The following is a 15,500-nucleotide window of genomic DNA, read 5'->3' as shown; positions in this document are numbered from 1 at the left end:
CTCGCTGCCCGGGACGACACCACGCCCGTGCGAGGGGTTGGGTCCATGGACCCATGTGACGTGGCGCGAGGCGCTGTTAGCGTGCAGTACCGGCCAGTAGAGAGCGAACGGGGATTCCAATGAGGACGCGCACCGCAGGTACGTCACGGCGGACCGGCACGGTCGCCGCGCTCGCCGCGCTCGTGCTGGGGCTCACCACTGCCTGCGGCGGCGGGGGCGGTGGTGGCGGCGACGACGCCGACAAGCCGAAGAAGCCGGACACCGCGGCCAACACCACGGCCGAACCGAAGGACCCCAAGGACCCCGGCCAGGTCTCGGAGCCGCCGGCCCTGGAGGAGCAGCCGAAGTCCGTCGACCCGAAGGTGAAGGGCGTCGGCGCCGGTGGCGGCAAGGAGTTGACCAAGGCCGAGCTGGACACGGCGGTGCTCGCCACCGGCGACGTGTCGACGTTCACGGTCGCCCCCATGGACGCGCCGCCCGCGCAGGGCGAGAGCGCCGACAAGCCCGCTTGCGCGCCGCTCACCGCGATGATCAACGGCAGGCCCGAGCCCGCGGCTTCGGCGGCCGTCTACCGTCAGCTCGTCGGCGCGAAGACCGGCCGCCCCGCCATCTCCGAATTCCTCACCACCCACGGGACGCAGGGTGCCACCACCCTGCTCAGCCGGCTGAACGACGCGGTCAAGGCCTGCGAGGGCGGCTTCAAGGGAAGTGGCGCGGGCAGCCCGTCGACGTACTCCGCCGTCGAACGGCTCGACGCCCCCAAGACGGGCGACGACACCCTCGCGTACCAGGTGACGGGTGACTTCGAGGGCGATCCGGTGCCGCTGGTGTTCCATGTCGTACGCGTGGGCGGCACCGTCGCGACCTTCTACACCGCGAACTTCGAGGGCGCGAAGACCCCGGAGATACCGTCCATCCTGCTCGCGACCCAGGCGGCCAAGCTCAAGTAGCCGCTACGTGTGCACACTCAGCCGTACGCCGGGACGCACACCCCACCGCTCCATCGCCCCCGCCTCCGACTCCAGCACGTGCCGCGCCCGGAGCCGGGGCAGCGGCATCCGGCCGGGCTTCAGCGTGTGGACATGGACGACCCTCAACTCCTTGTCCAGATAAGCCACATCGATCGTGAAGCCCATCCGGAACGTGTGAACGCTGCCGCACGGCGTGATCAGCAGCGCCCCGTCGAGCCCGGTCCGCCCGAGCAGGCCGCGCCGCCGTGTGCCGTACGAGGCCGCGATCTCCAACTCCACCGGCTCGTCCCGGCCCTCGACCGTCAGCCTGCCCTTGCCGTTCTGCCATTTCCCCATGGCGGTAGACCCTACGACCACGCCCCACGGCTTCCGGCCGCGAAGGCCGGATGTGGGCCCTGGGGCGGCCGGATATGGGTCCCAGGGCCTATGGCCCGCGCCGTGGTCCACTCTAAGGTCGACCCTGTGTACGCCACGCTGATCGTTGTCGCCGTCCTCTGGGGCTCAGCCACCGGGTTGCTCCTGCCGCGTGCCGCGTACCGGCTCTCCGTCGAGCCGGAGGACGCGTACCGCGACACCTGCGGGGCCGGACACCCGATCATCGGGCCCGCGCGGGGGTGGCTCGGCACGGCGGGCTGTGCGACCTGCGCGGCGGCGGGCATCGTGGTGCCGGCCGAGGGTGCGGCCGTACGTACGGAGGCCGGCGAGGCCGCCACCACGAGTGACGCCGGCACCCCCGTCACCCCCGTCGACGGCGGAGCCGCCCGCACCGCCGACATCGGCTCCGACGCCGGCACCCCCGACCCGTCCGCCGCACCCCGGCCCGTCCTGCGCGGCGCGCGCTACGTCCCCTCCGTCCCCGTCATCCTCGTCACCGCCCTCGTCTGCGGCGCGCTCGCCGCCGCCACCGGGCCCCGCCCCGAACTCGCCGTATGGCTGCTGCTCGCGCCCTTCGCCGTACTGCTCGCGCTCGTGGACCGCAACGTGCACCGCCTCCCCGACCAGCTGACCCTGCCGCTCGCGGCGGCGTCCGCCGTGCTGCTCGGGATCGCCGCGCCGCTCCCGCACGACGGCGGCTCCTGGCCGACCGCGCTGCTGGGCGGACTCGTGCTGGGCGCCTGCTACTTCGTCCTGTTCCTGATCAACCCGAACGGCATGGGCTTCGGCGACGTCAAGCTCGCGCTCTCGCTCGGTGTCGTGCTTGGCTGGTACGGCTGGCTGGTGCTGTTCGTCGGCGCGTTCGCCGGGTTCCTGCTCGGGTCGCTGTACGGGCTCGGACTGATGGCCCTGCGCCGCGCGAACCGTAAGTCCGCGATCCCCTTCGGCCCCTTCATGATCGCCGGGGCGCTGCTCGGCGTACTGCTCGGCGCCCTCGCCGTCTGACCCGGCCGGCCACCGCCGGACACCGCGCGTGAAATGCGTTCGCGGCCGGTACGGGGCTCCTGCGACCATCCCCTGATGCGCACTTTTGACGACCTGATCGCCGAGGCCGACGCCGTCCCCGTCGACGGCTGGGACTTCTCCTGGCTCGACGGACGGGCGACCGAGGAGCGGCCTCCGTGGGGCTACGCCCGTGCCATGGGCGAGCGGCTGGGCCGCGCCACCGCCGCCCTCGACATCCAGACCGGCGGCGGTGAAGTGCTCGCCTCCGCCCCGAAGTTGCCGCCGCTGACCGTGGCCACCGAGTCATGGCCGCCGAACGTCGCCCGCGCAACCGCGCTCCTGCACCCGCTCGGCGCGGCCGTCGTGGGCGACGGCAACGAACCGCCGCTGCCCTTCGCGGACGCGGCGTTCGACCTGGTCGTCAGCCGCCACCCGGTGAAGGTGTGGTGGACGGAGATCGCCCGCGTCCTGCGGCCCGGCGGCACCTACTTCTCCCAGGAGGTCGGCCCGGCCAGCGTCTTCGAACTGGTCGAGTACTTCCTGGGACCCCTGCCGTCCGACAGCTACACCGCTCGCGACCCCGAACTGGCCAGGGTGGCGGCCGAGGCGGTGGGGCTCGACGTGGTGGATCTGCGAACGGCCGCGCTGCGCACCGAGTTCCACGACATCGGCGCCGTCGTCTACTTCCTGCGGAAGGTCATCTGGATGGTGCCCGGCTTCACGGTCGACCGGTACCGCGACCAACTCGCCGCCCTGCACCGCCGTATCGAGACCGAAGGCCCCTTCGTGGCCACCACGACACGCTTCCTGATCGAGGCGGTCAAGCCCGGCTGACCGGGCCCGCCCGCGCGCTCGTGCACTCCCCTGCGGGGGAGTACTACCCTCCGGGGAAGTAACTGGTGTCTGGCGAGGAGTTGGCAGTGGAGCGACGGCCCGGGAATCCCTACCTCTGCGGTCTCGACGCGGCGGTCGACGTCGTCGGCGGCAAGTGGAAGCCGATGATCCTGTGGGCGTTGGACGCCGCCGGCGTGCTGCGCTTCGGCGAACTGCGCCGGCACGTCGACGGTGTCAGCGAGAAGGTGCTCATCCAGCAGGTGCGCGAGCTGGAGGCCGACGGCATCGTGCGGCGCGAGGTCTACCGGGAGGTGCCGCCGCGCGTCGAGTACTCCCTCACCGAGCTGGGGCAGGAGCTGAACACGGCGCTCGCTCCGCTCGGCCGTTGGGGCCACGACCACATGGACGTCATCGTCGCGAACAAGCAGAACAATCAGAAGAAGCAGAACAATCAGAAGAAGGAGCACCAGGGGGAAGCGGCGGCGAAGAGCGTCGCCGTCTGAACCCCGGCGTCAAGCCGGCGCCACTCCCGTCATCCCTCTCCGGAGTACTCCCAACGGGTGGCGACTTCTCGCCATTCCCTGACCCCGAACAGCGCCCACAGCCCCGCTGTCCTGGGCCTTTCAGGTGTTCTCCGCACCAATCCGGCAACTCCGGAGCGTAGCGACGGCTGCCCGTGGCGCGCAGCATCACTTACGAAGGGTTATGGTGGAAACCCCCCCTCGGGCCGGTCCGTATCCCCCCCACGGACCGGCCCGTTTTTTCTTGACCGCGCCGCCGTCAGCCCCGCCCGGCCCAGATGTTGGTGCCGTCGGTGTCCACGGCGAAGGCGTCGATCTCCGTCAGCTCGTCGGCCGAGAGCGTGGCCCCGGACAGCGCAGCGACGTTCTCCTCCAGCTGCTTCACGCTGGACGCGCCGATCAGAGCCGACGTCATCCGCTCGTCGCGCAGCACCCAGTTGATCGCCAGCTGCGCCAGCGACTGCCCGCGCCGCCGCGCGATCGCGTCGAGCCCGTTCAGCCTGCGCACGACCTCGTCCGAGAGCAGGTCCGGGTCCAGGGACTTGCCCTGGGTGGCCCGCGAACCCTCGGGAATCCCCTTGAGGTACTTGTTCGTCAACAGGCCCTGCGCCAGCGGCACGAAGGAGATGCAGCCCATCCCGGCCGCCTCCAGCGTGTCGAGCAGACCGTCGTCCTCGATCCAGCGGTTGATCATCGAGTACGAGGGCTGGTGGATGAGCGCGGGAACGCCCATCTCCTTCAACAGCCGGGCCGCCTCGGCGGTCTGCTCCGCCTTGTACGACGACACACCCACGTACAGCGCCTTCCCCTGCCGCACCGCGGACGCCAGCGCGCCCATCGTCTCCTCAAGAGGCGTGTGCGGGTCGAAGCGGTGCGAGTAGAAGATGTCGACGTGGTCGACGCCCATCCGCTTCAGGGAGGCGTCCAGCGACGACGTCAGATACTTGCGGGAACCCCATTCCCCGTACGGGCCCGGGTGCATCAGATATCCGGCCTTGGTCGAAATGACCAACTCGTCGCGGTAGGCCGAGAAGTCCTGCGCGAAGATCTTGCCGAAGTTCAGCTCGGCCGACCCCGGCGGCGGTCCGTAGTTGTTCGCCAGGTCGAAGTGTGTGACGCCGAGGTCGAAGGCGCGGCGCAGGATCGCGCGCTGCGAGTCGAGGGTCCGGTCGTCACCGAAGTTGTGCCAGAGGCCGAGGGACAGCGCGGGCAGCTTCAGACCGCTGCGCCCGCTGCGCCGGTACTCCATGGAGTCGTACCGGTCGTCGGCTGCGAGGTAAGAGGGGAATTCAGTCACGCGTCCTTCCCTATCACGGACTTGTGACAGCCCGGGTTGGGCCGTCGTACCGCCCGCGCAGTAATGTGACGGCTTCGGGTGCCAGGGGCGGTCCCCTTTTGCGCGGACGGCCCTCCCCGCGGTGGACGGGCGGCCTCGCGGGCCGCCTGGCGGGCGGTCCCCATCAGAAATCGAAGAGGTGGACTCAGTGAACTTGCGCGACCTGGTGTACAGGCTCTACGCACGCCGGGTGGAAAGGCGCCTCGATCACACCCAGGTGCTGCCCAAGCACATCGGTGTCGTTCTCGACGGGAACCGCCGCTGGGCCAAGGCCTCCGGCGGTACGACGGAACAGGGGCACAAGGCCGGCGCCAGCAAGATCCAGGAGCTGCTGGGCTGGTGCGACGAGACGGACGTCGAGGTGGTCACCCTGTGGCTGCTGTCCACGGACAACTTCGAGCGCGCCGACGACGAGCTGATCCCGCTCCTCGGCATCATCGAGAACGCCGTGCGCGATCTCGCGGCCGACGGCCGCTGGCGGGTCCACCACGTCGGCACGATGGACCTGCTGCCCGCCCGTATGCAGACCGTCCTGAAGGAGGCCGAGCAGGCCACGGACGGCAACACCGGAATACTGGTCAACGTCGCCGTCGGCTACGGCGGCCGGCAGGAGATCGCCGACGCCGTCCGCTCCCTCCTGCTGGACCACGCGCGCAAGGGCACCTCCTTCGAGGAGCTGGCGGAGATAGTCGACACGGATCTGATCGCCTCGCACCTCTACACCCGCGGCCAGCCCGATCCCGACCTGGTGATCAGGACGAGCGGCGAGACGCGTCTCTCGGGCTTCATGCTCTGGCAGAGTGCCCATTCGGAGTACTACTTCTGCGAAGTCTTCTGGCCGGCCTTCCGCAAGGTCGACTTTCTGCGTGCTCTGCGTGACTACGCGGCGCGACACCGCCGCTACGGCGCCTGAGCCCGCCCCGTAAGCCTTCGGATACCCCTCCCCGGAATCCCCGCACGCCCCCCGTACGCCCCGCCGAGCGGCGTGCGCCGCCGGTCGGCCGTCCCGTCGTCCGAGGTTCACGCGCTGTCCGCCCCGCGTCGTGGCATGGCGGCGGGCGTTCGAGGGAATACCTCTCCCAGGTCGACGTCCGAGCAGAACCGTCAGAAATGACGGCGGGCGTCGAATCTCAGCGGTCGGCCCAGCCGTCCGCCCGGGAGGCCCTTTGCACCAGGACGATCGTACGGTGACACGTACGGGAGCCGTGGAGGGCCGGTCCTCGGCCCGCGCACTTGGGCCCGAGTCCGGTCCGCCGTCCGCCGTCAGGCGGGCGACCACAGCCCGTGACGCCGTCGCATCCCGACCTCGTCCGAGGGGGTACGTCCTTCCGTGGTGACCAGCACAAAGCGCCGCATGCCCGACAGGCGCACCTATGTTCTCGACACCAGCGTCCTGCTGGCCGATCCGAACGCCATGTCCCGCTTCGACGAGCACGAAGTCGTGCTGCCGATCGTGGTGATCACGGAGTTGGAGGCCAAGAGGCACCATCCGGAGCTCGGATACTTCGCCCGGCAGGCCCTGCGCCTGCTCGACGACTTCCGTATCCGGTTCGGCCGCCTCGACGCCCCCATCCCGCTCGGCGACCTGGGCGGCACGCTGCGCGTCGAGCTCAACCACTCCGATCCCGGCGTCCTTCCAGCCGGCTTCAGATTGGGGGACAACGACTCGCGGATTCTCGCGGTGGCGCGCAACCTCCAGGCCGAGGGGTACGACGTCACCGTCGTCTCCAAGGATCTGCCGCTGCGCATCAAGGCATCGTCGGTCGGACTTCTCGCCGAGGAGTACCGCGCCGAGCTGGCCATCACCGATTCCGGCTGGACCGGTATGAGCGAGATGGCGCTCTCGGCCGAGCAGGTCGACCTCCTCTTCTCCGAGGAGACGCTGTACGTGCCCGAGCTGACCGAGCTGCCCGTGCACACCGGACTGGTCCTCCAGTCCGACCGCGGCAAGGCGCTCGGCCGCGTCACCCCCGAGGGCAATGTGAAGCTCGTCCGCGGCGACCGGGAGGCCTTCGGGATCCACGGCCGCAGCGCCGAGCAGCGCATCGCGCTCGACCTGCTCCTCGATCCGGACATCGGGATCATCTCGATGGGCGGCCGTGCGGGCACCGGCAAGTCGGCCCTGGCCCTCTGCGCGGGCCTGGAGGCGGTCCTGGAGCGCCGTCAGCACAAGAAGGTGATGGTCTTCCGGCCGCTGTACGCGGTCGGCGGGCAGGAGCTGGGCTATCTGCCGGGCACCGAGGCCGAGAAGATGAGCCCCTGGGCGCAGGCGGTGTTCGACACGCTGTCGGCCGTCGCCGGCCGTGAGGTGATCGAGGAGGTGCTGGGGCGCGGCATGCTCGAAGTGCTGCCCCTGACGCACATTCGCGGCCGGTCGCTGCACGACGCGTTCGTCATCGTCGACGAGGCCCAGTCGCTGGAGCGGAACGTACTGCTGACCGTTCTCTCCCGTATCGGGGCCAACTCCCGTGTGGTGCTGACCCATGACGTGGCGCAGCGCGACAACTTGCGGGTGGGCAGGTACGACGGAGTGGTCGCCGTGGTCGAGAAGCTCAAGGGTCATCCGCTCTTCGCGCATGTGACCCTCAACCGTTCCGAGCGTTCGCCGATCGCCGCGCTCGTGACCGAAATGCTGGAGGAAGGTTAGTTCTCCGCCTGAATGCGGCAGTTGGCGCCGCCCGGCAAGGCCGCAAGAGCCTAGCCGGGCGGCGCTGTGTCGCGCCGCCATTTCCGTGAAACTGGTGTGGCAAACGGGGTGTGAGCTATCCCACTCAACGAAGAATTGCCTTGCCGTGTCGGCGTCGGGCAGAGTCTTGCTTCCGTCAGGCCCCGCATACGACACACGTGCATCTTCAGGGATGCGGAACCACCACAACTCAACACTTGACGTCGTATGCCGCCCGCGTTTCATCCGGTGCTTCCGCCATGGGAGTTGCCGACCGGGCCCGTGTCTCCCGTGACGTGCGGTACGGAGACCAGTGCCAGGGGCACGATTGCATCCGTGAGGTCACGTACACGGACGCTGCTGGAAGGAAACCGTGTGAGCCGGATCTCGGTCCGGGGATTCGCCGTGGCATCAGCTACAGCGGTCACCACCGTCGGCGCAGTCGTGGGAGTCGCTTCGGGCGCTCCCCAGACCTCGGACGACAATTTCGAGGCGACCGCAGCTGACACGACGCTCCTCGCAGACATCCCCGCGGGTCAGCACGCCCAGGTCCAGACCGCGTCATTGACGCAGCAGGCCGACGCGCAGGCCAATGCCGCCGACGTGGCAGCGAAGAAGTCAGCCGAGGAATCGGCTCGTATCCAGGCGGCCAAGGACGCCGAGGCGAAGAAGGAAGCCGCCGAGGAGAAGGTCGCGCAGGCGGCCGAGGCGAAGAAGGAGAAGGAACGCGCCAGCCGCTCGGCGACGCGTGACTCCGCCGACTTCTCGGTGCAGAGCTCGTACTCCGTCGGCGAAGTCCAGGCGATGGCCCGCCAGATGATCCCCGGCGACCAGTTCCAGTGCTTCAGCAACATCGTGGACCACGAGTCCACCTGGAACTACAAGGCGCAGAACCCGTCGTCGGGCGCCTACGGTCTCGTCCAGGCGCTGCCCGGCACCAAGATGGCATCCGCCGGCGCCGACTGGCAGACCAACCCGGCCACGCAGATCAAGTGGGGCCTGAACTACATGAACGACCGCTACGGCAGCCCGTGCGGCGCCTGGTCGTTCTGGCAGGCCAACAACTGGTACTAGACGTACCCCGTTCTTCCCCCCGGCGGCCGGTTTTCCGGCCACCGGCGCTCAACCTTGTGAAGCCCCTCCCCGTCCTACGGTGAGGGGCTTTGCGCGTGTACGGTCAGGCAGTACGACTCCGGGGAAGAAGGATTCAGCATGTCGAAACTGCCGGGGTGGCTCGGCCGGGTCGGAGCCGAACTGACCGAGCTGGGCGAGCGGTTGGGGGAACGCAGGGCCGAAGCCGCGGGGGACGACGGGGAGCCCGGACAGGGTCCGGTACGCGAGAGCGTCCCGCCCCCGCCGGACTACGCGCCCAGCGTGGCGGCCAACCCGGAGCCGGTGGCCGCCATCCCGTGGGGCATGCGGGTCGCCGCCGAGGCCGCCTGGCGGCTGCTCGTACTGGCGGGCATGCTCTGGGTGTTGATGAAGATCATCAGCGCCGTACAGCTCGTGGTGATGGCCTTCGTCGGCGCGCTGCTCGTCACCGCGCTCCTCCAGCCCACGGTGGCCAGGCTCAAGAAGTGGGGCCTGCCGCGCGGGCTGGCCACGGCGGTGACGGCCATCTCGGGCTTCGTCGTCATGGGCCTCGTCGGCTGGTTCGTGGTGTGGCAGGTCGTGGACAACATCGACGTGCTCTCCGACCGGGTCACCGACGGTATCGAGGAACTCAAACGCTGGCTGCTCAACAGCCCGTTCCATGTGACCGAGCAGCAGATCAACGATCTCGCGAAGAGCCTGAGCGACGCGATCGGCACCAACACCGAGGAGATCACCTCCGCCGGCATCCAGGGCGTGACCGTCGTGGTCGAGCTGCTGACCGGGATCCTGCTCGCCGTGTTCGCCACCCTCTTCCTCCTCTACGACGGCCGCCGGATCTGGGAGTGGTCGCTCAAGCTGGCGCCCGCGGCGGCGCGTCCGGGCCTGGCCGGCGCCGGGCCGCGCGCCTGGCGCACGCTCACCGCGTATGTGCGCGGCACGCTGATAGTCGCGCTCATCGACGCCGTCTTCATCGGTCTCGGGCTCTACATCCTCGATGTCCCGCTGGCCGTGCCGCTGGCCGTCTTCATCTTCCTCGGCGCGTTCATCCCGCTCGTCGGCGCGGTGATCTCGGGCGCGCTCGCCGTGGTCGTCTCGCTGGTCACCCAGGACGTGTTCACGGCGCTGATGGTGCTGGTCGTCGTCCTGGCCGTGCAGCAGATCGAGGGCCACATCCTCCAGCCGTTCATCCTCGGCCGGGCGGTGCGTGTGCATCCGCTCGCCGTCGTGCTCGCCGTCGCGACGGGCGGACTCGTCGCGGGCATCGGCGGAGCGGTCGTCGCGGTGCCGCTGGTCGCCGTCACGAACACCGTCGTCGGCTACCTGCGCGCGCACAGCCAGGAGAAGGCGCTGCGGAGCACTCCAGGGCCGCACGGTGCCACGGCGCACGACATCGCGCCGACGCCCGCCCCGACCGCGCCGCCCACGACTCCGGCGGACCCGGCCGCCGGTCCGGCCGCGCCGGGCTCCGACGCGGCGCCCACCGAGCCCCGGAACGGCCAGGAATGATCTCCGAACCGGAGCTTGAGGGCGAGCCCTCGACGCCGGTGCCGGGGCCGCCGCCGACACCGGCGTCGGTCCCCGCGCCGCGAGCCCCGGACCACGGCCCTGAGACGCTGGACGCCGACGGCCCGCCCCTGATCCCGGGGCCGCCGCCGCGCCAACGCCCGTGGGTGTGGGGCCTGGCCGGTGTGCTGGTGACGTCGGCGTTGTGGTCGGGCGGCCTGTGGGCGTACGACAGGGCGGGACCGGACCTCCAGGGCTACGAGGTCAGCCGCAACCTGTGTCTCGACGCCGAGTTGTCGGCGCTGTCCGCCGGCGTGGGCAGGAAACAGGACCCCTTCGCCGCGGTGAGCGAGGACACGGCGCTCGACCAGGCCGTCTGCACGGTCAACCTCGTACCGAAGCGGTCGAAGCGGCCGGAGGGGACCGAGGGCCACCCGGCGCCGACGGTGCGGGCGTACGCCGACATCACGTACACGCTGCACAAGAAGACCGATCCGGGGCCGCAGTTCGACGCGTCCCTGATCGCCCCGACCGGCCAGGGGGCGGGGAAGCGGACCCTGAAGCTCGTCCCCGGCGTGGGGGAGCGGGCCTATCTGGTGAGCCAGGCCGAAGGCGACACCCCGACGCTGGAAGTCCTCGACGGGCAGGCCGTGCTCTCGCTCTCCGTAGGCCACATGACCGACTACAACGACGTCGACCCGCTGGACTCGGACTTCGAGATCGACGACGAGGCCGTCGTGCACCTGGGTGGGCTGGAACCGGCCATGGTCGAGGACATGCTGGCGCTGATGGACGCGCTCAAGAAGAACTGACCCGCGGCAGTCGGTCCGTCGTCACCCGTCGCGTCACCCGTCGCCCAGCGCGTCCAGGACGGTCTCGGCGTCGAGCGTCGTCCCCACGGCCTGGATCACGGCCGCGATCTTGATGCCCTCCTGGATCGTCTCGCGGTCCACCTCCAGCCTCCGCAGCGCCCGTTCGTGCGCGTCCAGGCACAGGCCGCAGGCGTTGACCGCGGAGACCGCGAACGACCAGAACTCGACGTCGGCCCTCTCGACGCCCGGATGACCGAGGGCGGTCATCCGCAGACCCGTGCGCAGCTCACCGTACGCGGGGTCGGACAGCAGATGCCGGGTCCGGTGGAACACGTTGTTGACCGCCATGAGCGCGGCGGCCGACCTGGCGGCCGTGTACGCCTCGGCGGACAGCCGGGACCTGGCCTCGGGCGCCAGTTCGCGCAGCACCCGCGCCGAGCGGGCGGCGATGGCACAGGCCAGCACCGTTCCCCACAGGCGCTGTTGGGTGAGTCCGCCGTGGTCGAGGATCGCGTCGAGATTGCGCCGCAGGTCCCGGGCGTAGTCGGGAACGGAGGCCTTCAGCGCGTCGAGTGACATCGGGTTCTCCTGGGACGAGGACAGAGGCTGCGGGTACGGCTACGGTGCGCGGTCGGCGGGGGTGCCGGGGGTGCCGGGGGTGTCCGGATCGCGTCCGTCCCCGGGCTGTCGCGGAGGTTTCGTGGCCTTCGGCGGCCTGCCCCGGCGCGGGATGGGCCGCGCGTCGCCCGGGAGCCGGCCCCCCTCCGCCAGGGCCCGGCGGAGCAGGAACTCGATCTGCGCGTTGGCGCTGCGCAGTTCGTCGGACGCCCACCGTGCCAGGGCGTCGTACACCGCCGGGTCCAGGCGCAGGAGAACCTGCTTGCGTTCGGTCACTGGTAGAGCGTGCCCGTGTTCACGACCGGCTGTGCGGCCCGGTCACCGCAGAGCACGACCAGCAGGTTGCTGACCATCGCCGCCTTCCGCTCGGAGTCCAGCTCGACGATGTCCTGCTCCTGGAGCCGGGTGAGGGCCGCCTCGACCATCCCGACGGCGCCGTCCACGATCAGCCGGCGCGCGGCGACGACCGCGCCCGCCTGCTGGCGCTGGAGCATCGCCGAGGCGATCTCGGGGGCGTACGCGAGGTGGGTGAAGCGGGACTCGATGATGTGCACACCGGCCGCCTCGACCCGGGCGTGCAGTTCGACGGCGAGCTTCTCGGTGATCTCCTCGGCGTTGCCGCGCAGGGAGAGACCGTCCTCGTCGTGGGCGTCGTACGGGTACTCGATCGCGATGTGCCGGACGGCCGCCTCGGTCTGGGTGGAGACGAACTCCAGGAAGTCGTCCACCTCGAAGAGCGCCTGCGCGGTGTCCTCGACGCGCCAGACGACGACCGCCGCCAGCTCGATCGGGTTGCCGTAGGCGTCGTTGACCTTCAGGACGGCGGTCTCGTGGTTCCGTACGCGGGTCGAGATCTTGGCGCGTGAGGTGAGCGGGTTCACCCAGCGCAGACCGTCGACGCGGATCGTGCCGCGGTAGCGGCCGAAGAGCTGGACGACGCGGGCCTCGCCGGGCGCCACCATGTTCAGTCCGGACATCGCGAAGAACGCGGCGATCGCGAGGACGACGCCCAGCACGATCAGCGCCACCTTCCCGCCGGTCGCCGTCAGCGTCGCGCCGACCAGGATGAGGGCGATACCGCCGGCCGTACCGATCAGCCCGAGCAGCAGCGCGAGGCCGCCGCCGATACTGCTCGCCTGGAATTCCCGGACCCGTGGCGCGGGCATCTCGGGTAGATCGTCCACCACTGGAGTGCTGGTCGTAGGCATGACTGGTCCCCGTTTCCGCGGTTTTCGCGCCACTCGGCGCCGCTAGCATTGTGATTACACATTAACGTGCTTCGCAACCCTTGGCGCCTGTCGTGAGTCGGTTCCTCTGAGACAGGTGCTGATTGTCACGTCGGATACGACCGGATCGGGACTCTTTGTCACAGGGGACGGTGTTAGCTTTCTGAGCTGATTCCGGCAACTGGGACAAGTGACCCGGCGGACGAGGCCCGGCGGGGCGAGACCCGAGAGCGGAGCGACTGAGCGATGGGCCGAGCGGACGCGCGACAGGCCCGGCAGCGTGGAGCGCGCCGGGCGAAGAAGGCCGGCGGTATACGTGGCTTCTTCACGTTGAAGAAACTGCTCGGTACGTTCCTCGGGCTGTGCCTGCTCGGCATGGGCGCGTTCGCCGTGATCTATTTCCTGGTCCCGGTGCCGACGGCCAACGCCCAGGCCGAGATGCAGAGCAACGTCTACAAGTACAGCGACGGCACGGTCCTGGCGCGGACCGGCGAGATCAACCGCGAGATAGTCGGCCTGGAGAAGGTCCCCAAGGACGTCCAGCGGTCCTTCGTCGCCGCCGAGAACAAGTCCTTCTACAAAGACTCCGGCGTCGACATCAAGGGCACGACCCGCGGCCTGGTCAACACCCTCTCGGGCAAGGGCAAACAGGGTGGTTCGACCATCACCCAGCAGTATGTGAAGAACTACTACCTGGACCAGGACCAGACGGTCACCCGCAAGCTCAAGGAGCTGGTGATCTCGCTGAAGGTGGACCGGCAGATGACCAAGAGCGAGATCCTCGCCGGATACATGAACACCAGCTACTACGGGCGGGGCGCGTACGGCATCCAGGCGGCGGCACAGGCGTACTACGGCGTCGACGCGGCCAAGCTGGACGTCGCGCAGGGCGCCTATCTGGCGGCGCTGCTCCAGGCCCCCAACCAGTACGACTGGACCCTGGCCTCGCAGTCCACCAAGAAGCTCGTCACCGAGCGCTGGAACTACGTCCTCGACAACATGGTCGAGGAGAACTGGCTGGACGGTGCCGAGCGCGCCGGGCTGAAGTTCCCCGTACCGCAGAAGCCCAAGCCCGCCCCCGGCGCGGAGGGGCAGGCCGGCTACCTCGTAGAGGCCGCCAACAGCGAGCTGGAGCGGCAGGGCGTCACCAAGGCGGACATCGACGCCGGCGGCTGGACCATCACGCTGAGCGTCGACAAGAAGCGGCAGAAGGAACTGGTCGGCGCGGTCGACAAGGAGTTGGAGTCCAAGCTCGACCGCGAGAAGAACAAGGTCGACGCGACCGTGCAGGCGGGCGCCACGTCGGTGGACCCGAAGACCGGCGCGGTCGTCGCGCTCTACGGCGGGGTCGGCGCCACCAAACACTGGATCAACAACGCCACACGCACCGACTACCAGCCCGCGTCGACCTTCAAGCCGGTGGTGCTCGCCTCGGCGCTGGAGAACAAGTCGAAGACGCAGGACGGCGACCCGATCGGGCTCCGCACGGTCTACGACGGCACCAGCAAGCGGCCGGTCGTCGGCAGCGACACCCCCTTCTCGCCGCAGAACGAGGACGACGTCGACTACGGCGACATCACCGTCCAGGAAGCCGCCAACGACTCCGTCAACTCCGTCTTCGCGCAGATGGTCGTCGACGTCGGCCCGGCCGAGGTGAAGAAGACCGCGCTCGATCTGGGCATGCGCGACAAGAACTTCCCCGAGCGGCCCGCGATCACGCTGGGCACGATGGAAGCGTCCACCTGGGAGATGGCGGGCGTGTACGCGACGCTCGACAACCACGGTGAGAAGGTCACGCCGTCGATCCTGAAGTCCGCCGAGCACAAGGACCGCACCGTCGAACTGCCCGAGCGGATCGGCGGCCAGGCGGTCAGCCGCGAATCCGCCGACACCGTCACCTCGGCGCTCACCGGCGTCGTCAAGAACGGCTCGGCGCACGAGGCGGACACCGGCGCGTACGAGGCGGCGGGCAAGACCGGTACGTCGGAGGACAACAAGTCGGCGTGGTTCGCCGGCTACACGCCCGAACTCGCCACCGTCGTCGCCCTGTTCGGCGAATCGACCGCCGAGGGCGGCGGCCAGGTCACCCTCACCGGCACGGCCAACTCGGGCCGCGCCAACGGTGGTGGCTTCCCCGCCAAGATCTGGGCCGACTACACCCTGGGCGCGCTCGACGGCGGCTCGGACGCGTCGTTCGACCTCGATGTAGCCAAGGACACCTACCGCCCGCCGGAGCCCCCGGCCGACCCGACGCCCTCCGACGAGCCGGCGGACGACGACCCGACGACCCCGCCGCCGTCCGACGAGCCGGACCCGGGCGACACCGAGACCACCCCGCCGCCGTCCGACCCCCCGACGACCACCGAGCCGCCCGTCCCGCCGACGGAGCCGGGCGCCGACTCCGGGGGCGGTGGAGACACCGGTGGCACCGACGGAGGCGCCGACACCGGCGGTACCGGGGGCTCCGCGGGCGGCGCCGACGGGGGCGGGGGCGGCCAGCGTCCGCCCGCGCCGTAAGCCTGTCCGGACGGGCCGCGAG

The 15,500-nt window shown here is 70.0% G+C and carries 15 protein-coding genes; 10 read left to right on the top strand and 5 right to left on the bottom strand.

Going from position 1 to position 15,500, the window contains the following annotated elements; all coding sequences use genetic code 11:
- The first annotated feature begins 119 nt into the window (after positions 1–119).
- Positions 120–950 (top strand): hypothetical protein, encoded by an 831-nt coding sequence (locus OG700_RS12785; protein WP_405612946.1) that lies wholly within the window; start codon positions 120–122, stop codon positions 948–950.
- Positions 951–953: 3 nt separating this feature from the next.
- Here the strand turns inward: OG700_RS12785 and OG700_RS12780 are convergent, their stop codons facing one another.
- A complete protein-coding gene (locus OG700_RS12780; RefSeq protein ID WP_405612944.1) occupies positions 954–1,307 on the bottom strand; it encodes a DUF192 domain-containing protein in 354 nt (117 codons plus the stop codon).
- 126 nt (positions 1,308–1,433) lie between these two features.
- Here OG700_RS12780 and OG700_RS12775 point away from each other — a divergent pair, with 126 nt between their 5' ends.
- From OG700_RS12775 to OG700_RS12765, 3 genes are all read left to right on the top strand, one after another.
- Positions 1,434–2,351, top strand: a complete 918-nt coding sequence (locus tag OG700_RS12775; RefSeq protein WP_405621649.1) for a prepilin peptidase — start codon at positions 1,434–1,436, stop codon at positions 2,349–2,351.
- 33 nt (positions 2,352–2,384) lie between these two features.
- Entirely contained in the window at positions 2,385–3,185 is an 801-nt protein-coding gene (locus tag OG700_RS12770; protein WP_405612942.1) for a class I SAM-dependent methyltransferase, read from the top strand.
- Positions 3,186–3,271: 86 nt separating this feature from the next.
- Positions 3,272–3,688 carry a winged helix-turn-helix transcriptional regulator gene (locus OG700_RS12765; RefSeq protein ID WP_405612940.1) on the top strand — a complete coding sequence of 139 codons (417 nt, stop codon included), beginning with the start codon at positions 3,272–3,274 and terminating at the stop codon, positions 3,686–3,688.
- 277 nt (positions 3,689–3,965) lie between these two features.
- Here OG700_RS12765 and mgrA read toward each other — a convergent pair whose 3' ends face one another.
- Positions 3,966–5,003 carry an L-glyceraldehyde 3-phosphate reductase gene (gene mgrA / locus OG700_RS12760; protein WP_405612938.1) on the bottom strand — a complete coding sequence of 346 codons (1,038 nt, stop codon included), beginning with the start codon at positions 5,001–5,003 and terminating at the stop codon, positions 3,966–3,968.
- A gap of 187 nt (positions 5,004–5,190) precedes the next feature.
- Here mgrA and OG700_RS12755 point away from each other — a divergent pair, with 187 nt between their 5' ends.
- The 5 genes from OG700_RS12755 to OG700_RS12735 all read left to right on the top strand — a co-directional run bounded on the left by OG700_RS12755 (position 5,191) and on the right by OG700_RS12735 (position 11,117).
- The gene (locus OG700_RS12755; protein WP_405612936.1) at positions 5,191–5,955 is read left to right on the top strand and encodes an isoprenyl transferase; all 765 of its coding nucleotides are present in this window, start codon (positions 5,191–5,193) and stop codon (positions 5,953–5,955) included.
- Between the two features lie 417 nt (positions 5,956–6,372).
- The gene (locus tag OG700_RS12750) at positions 6,373–7,689 is read left to right on the top strand and encodes a PhoH family protein (protein ID WP_405612934.1); all 1,317 of its coding nucleotides are present in this window, start codon (positions 6,373–6,375) and stop codon (positions 7,687–7,689) included.
- Positions 7,690–8,082: 393 nt separating this feature from the next.
- Positions 8,083–8,781: a transglycosylase SLT domain-containing protein gene (locus OG700_RS12745; RefSeq protein ID WP_405612932.1), complete on the top strand. Its 699-nt coding sequence runs from the start codon at positions 8,083–8,085 to the stop codon at positions 8,779–8,781.
- A 138-nt stretch (positions 8,782–8,919) separates the two neighbouring features.
- Positions 8,920–10,308: an AI-2E family transporter gene (locus tag OG700_RS12740; RefSeq protein WP_405612930.1), complete on the top strand. Its 1,389-nt coding sequence runs from the start codon at positions 8,920–8,922 to the stop codon at positions 10,306–10,308.
- Positions 10,305–11,117: a hypothetical protein gene (locus OG700_RS12735; RefSeq protein WP_405612928.1), complete on the top strand. Its 813-nt coding sequence runs from the start codon at positions 10,305–10,307 to the stop codon at positions 11,115–11,117. The genes OG700_RS12740 and OG700_RS12735 overlap by 4 nt, the downstream gene beginning before the upstream one ends.
- 33 nt (positions 11,118–11,150) lie before the next feature.
- On the opposite strand, the gene OG700_RS12730 is transcribed toward OG700_RS12735, so the two are convergent.
- From OG700_RS12730 to OG700_RS12720, 3 genes are read right to left on the bottom strand one after another with little or no spacing between them, the layout of a single operon-like run.
- A complete protein-coding gene (locus tag OG700_RS12730; RefSeq protein ID WP_405612926.1) occupies positions 11,151–11,696 on the bottom strand; it encodes a carboxymuconolactone decarboxylase family protein in 546 nt (181 codons plus the stop codon).
- A 39-nt stretch (positions 11,697–11,735) separates the two neighbouring features.
- Positions 11,736–12,011, bottom strand: a complete 276-nt coding sequence (locus OG700_RS12725) for a hypothetical protein (RefSeq protein WP_405612924.1) — start codon at positions 12,009–12,011, stop codon at positions 11,736–11,738.
- Positions 12,008–12,943 (bottom strand): SPFH domain-containing protein, encoded by a 936-nt coding sequence (locus OG700_RS12720; protein WP_405612922.1) that lies wholly within the window; start codon positions 12,941–12,943, stop codon positions 12,008–12,010. The genes OG700_RS12725 and OG700_RS12720 overlap by 4 nt, the downstream gene beginning before the upstream one ends.
- Positions 12,944–13,207: 264 nt before the next feature.
- On the opposite strand from OG700_RS12720, the gene OG700_RS12715 reads away from it, so the two are divergent.
- Positions 13,208–15,478, top strand: a complete 2,271-nt coding sequence (locus tag OG700_RS12715; RefSeq protein ID WP_405612920.1) for a transglycosylase domain-containing protein — start codon at positions 13,208–13,210, stop codon at positions 15,476–15,478.
- The last annotated feature ends 22 nt before the right edge of the window (positions 15,479–15,500 follow it).

Origin of the sequence: Streptomyces sp. NBC_01508 (assembly GCF_045040315.1) — a bacterium.
Lineage (GTDB): Bacteria > Actinomycetota > Actinomycetes > Streptomycetales > Streptomycetaceae > Streptomyces.
This window is presented reverse-complemented; position numbering and strand designations above follow the sequence as displayed.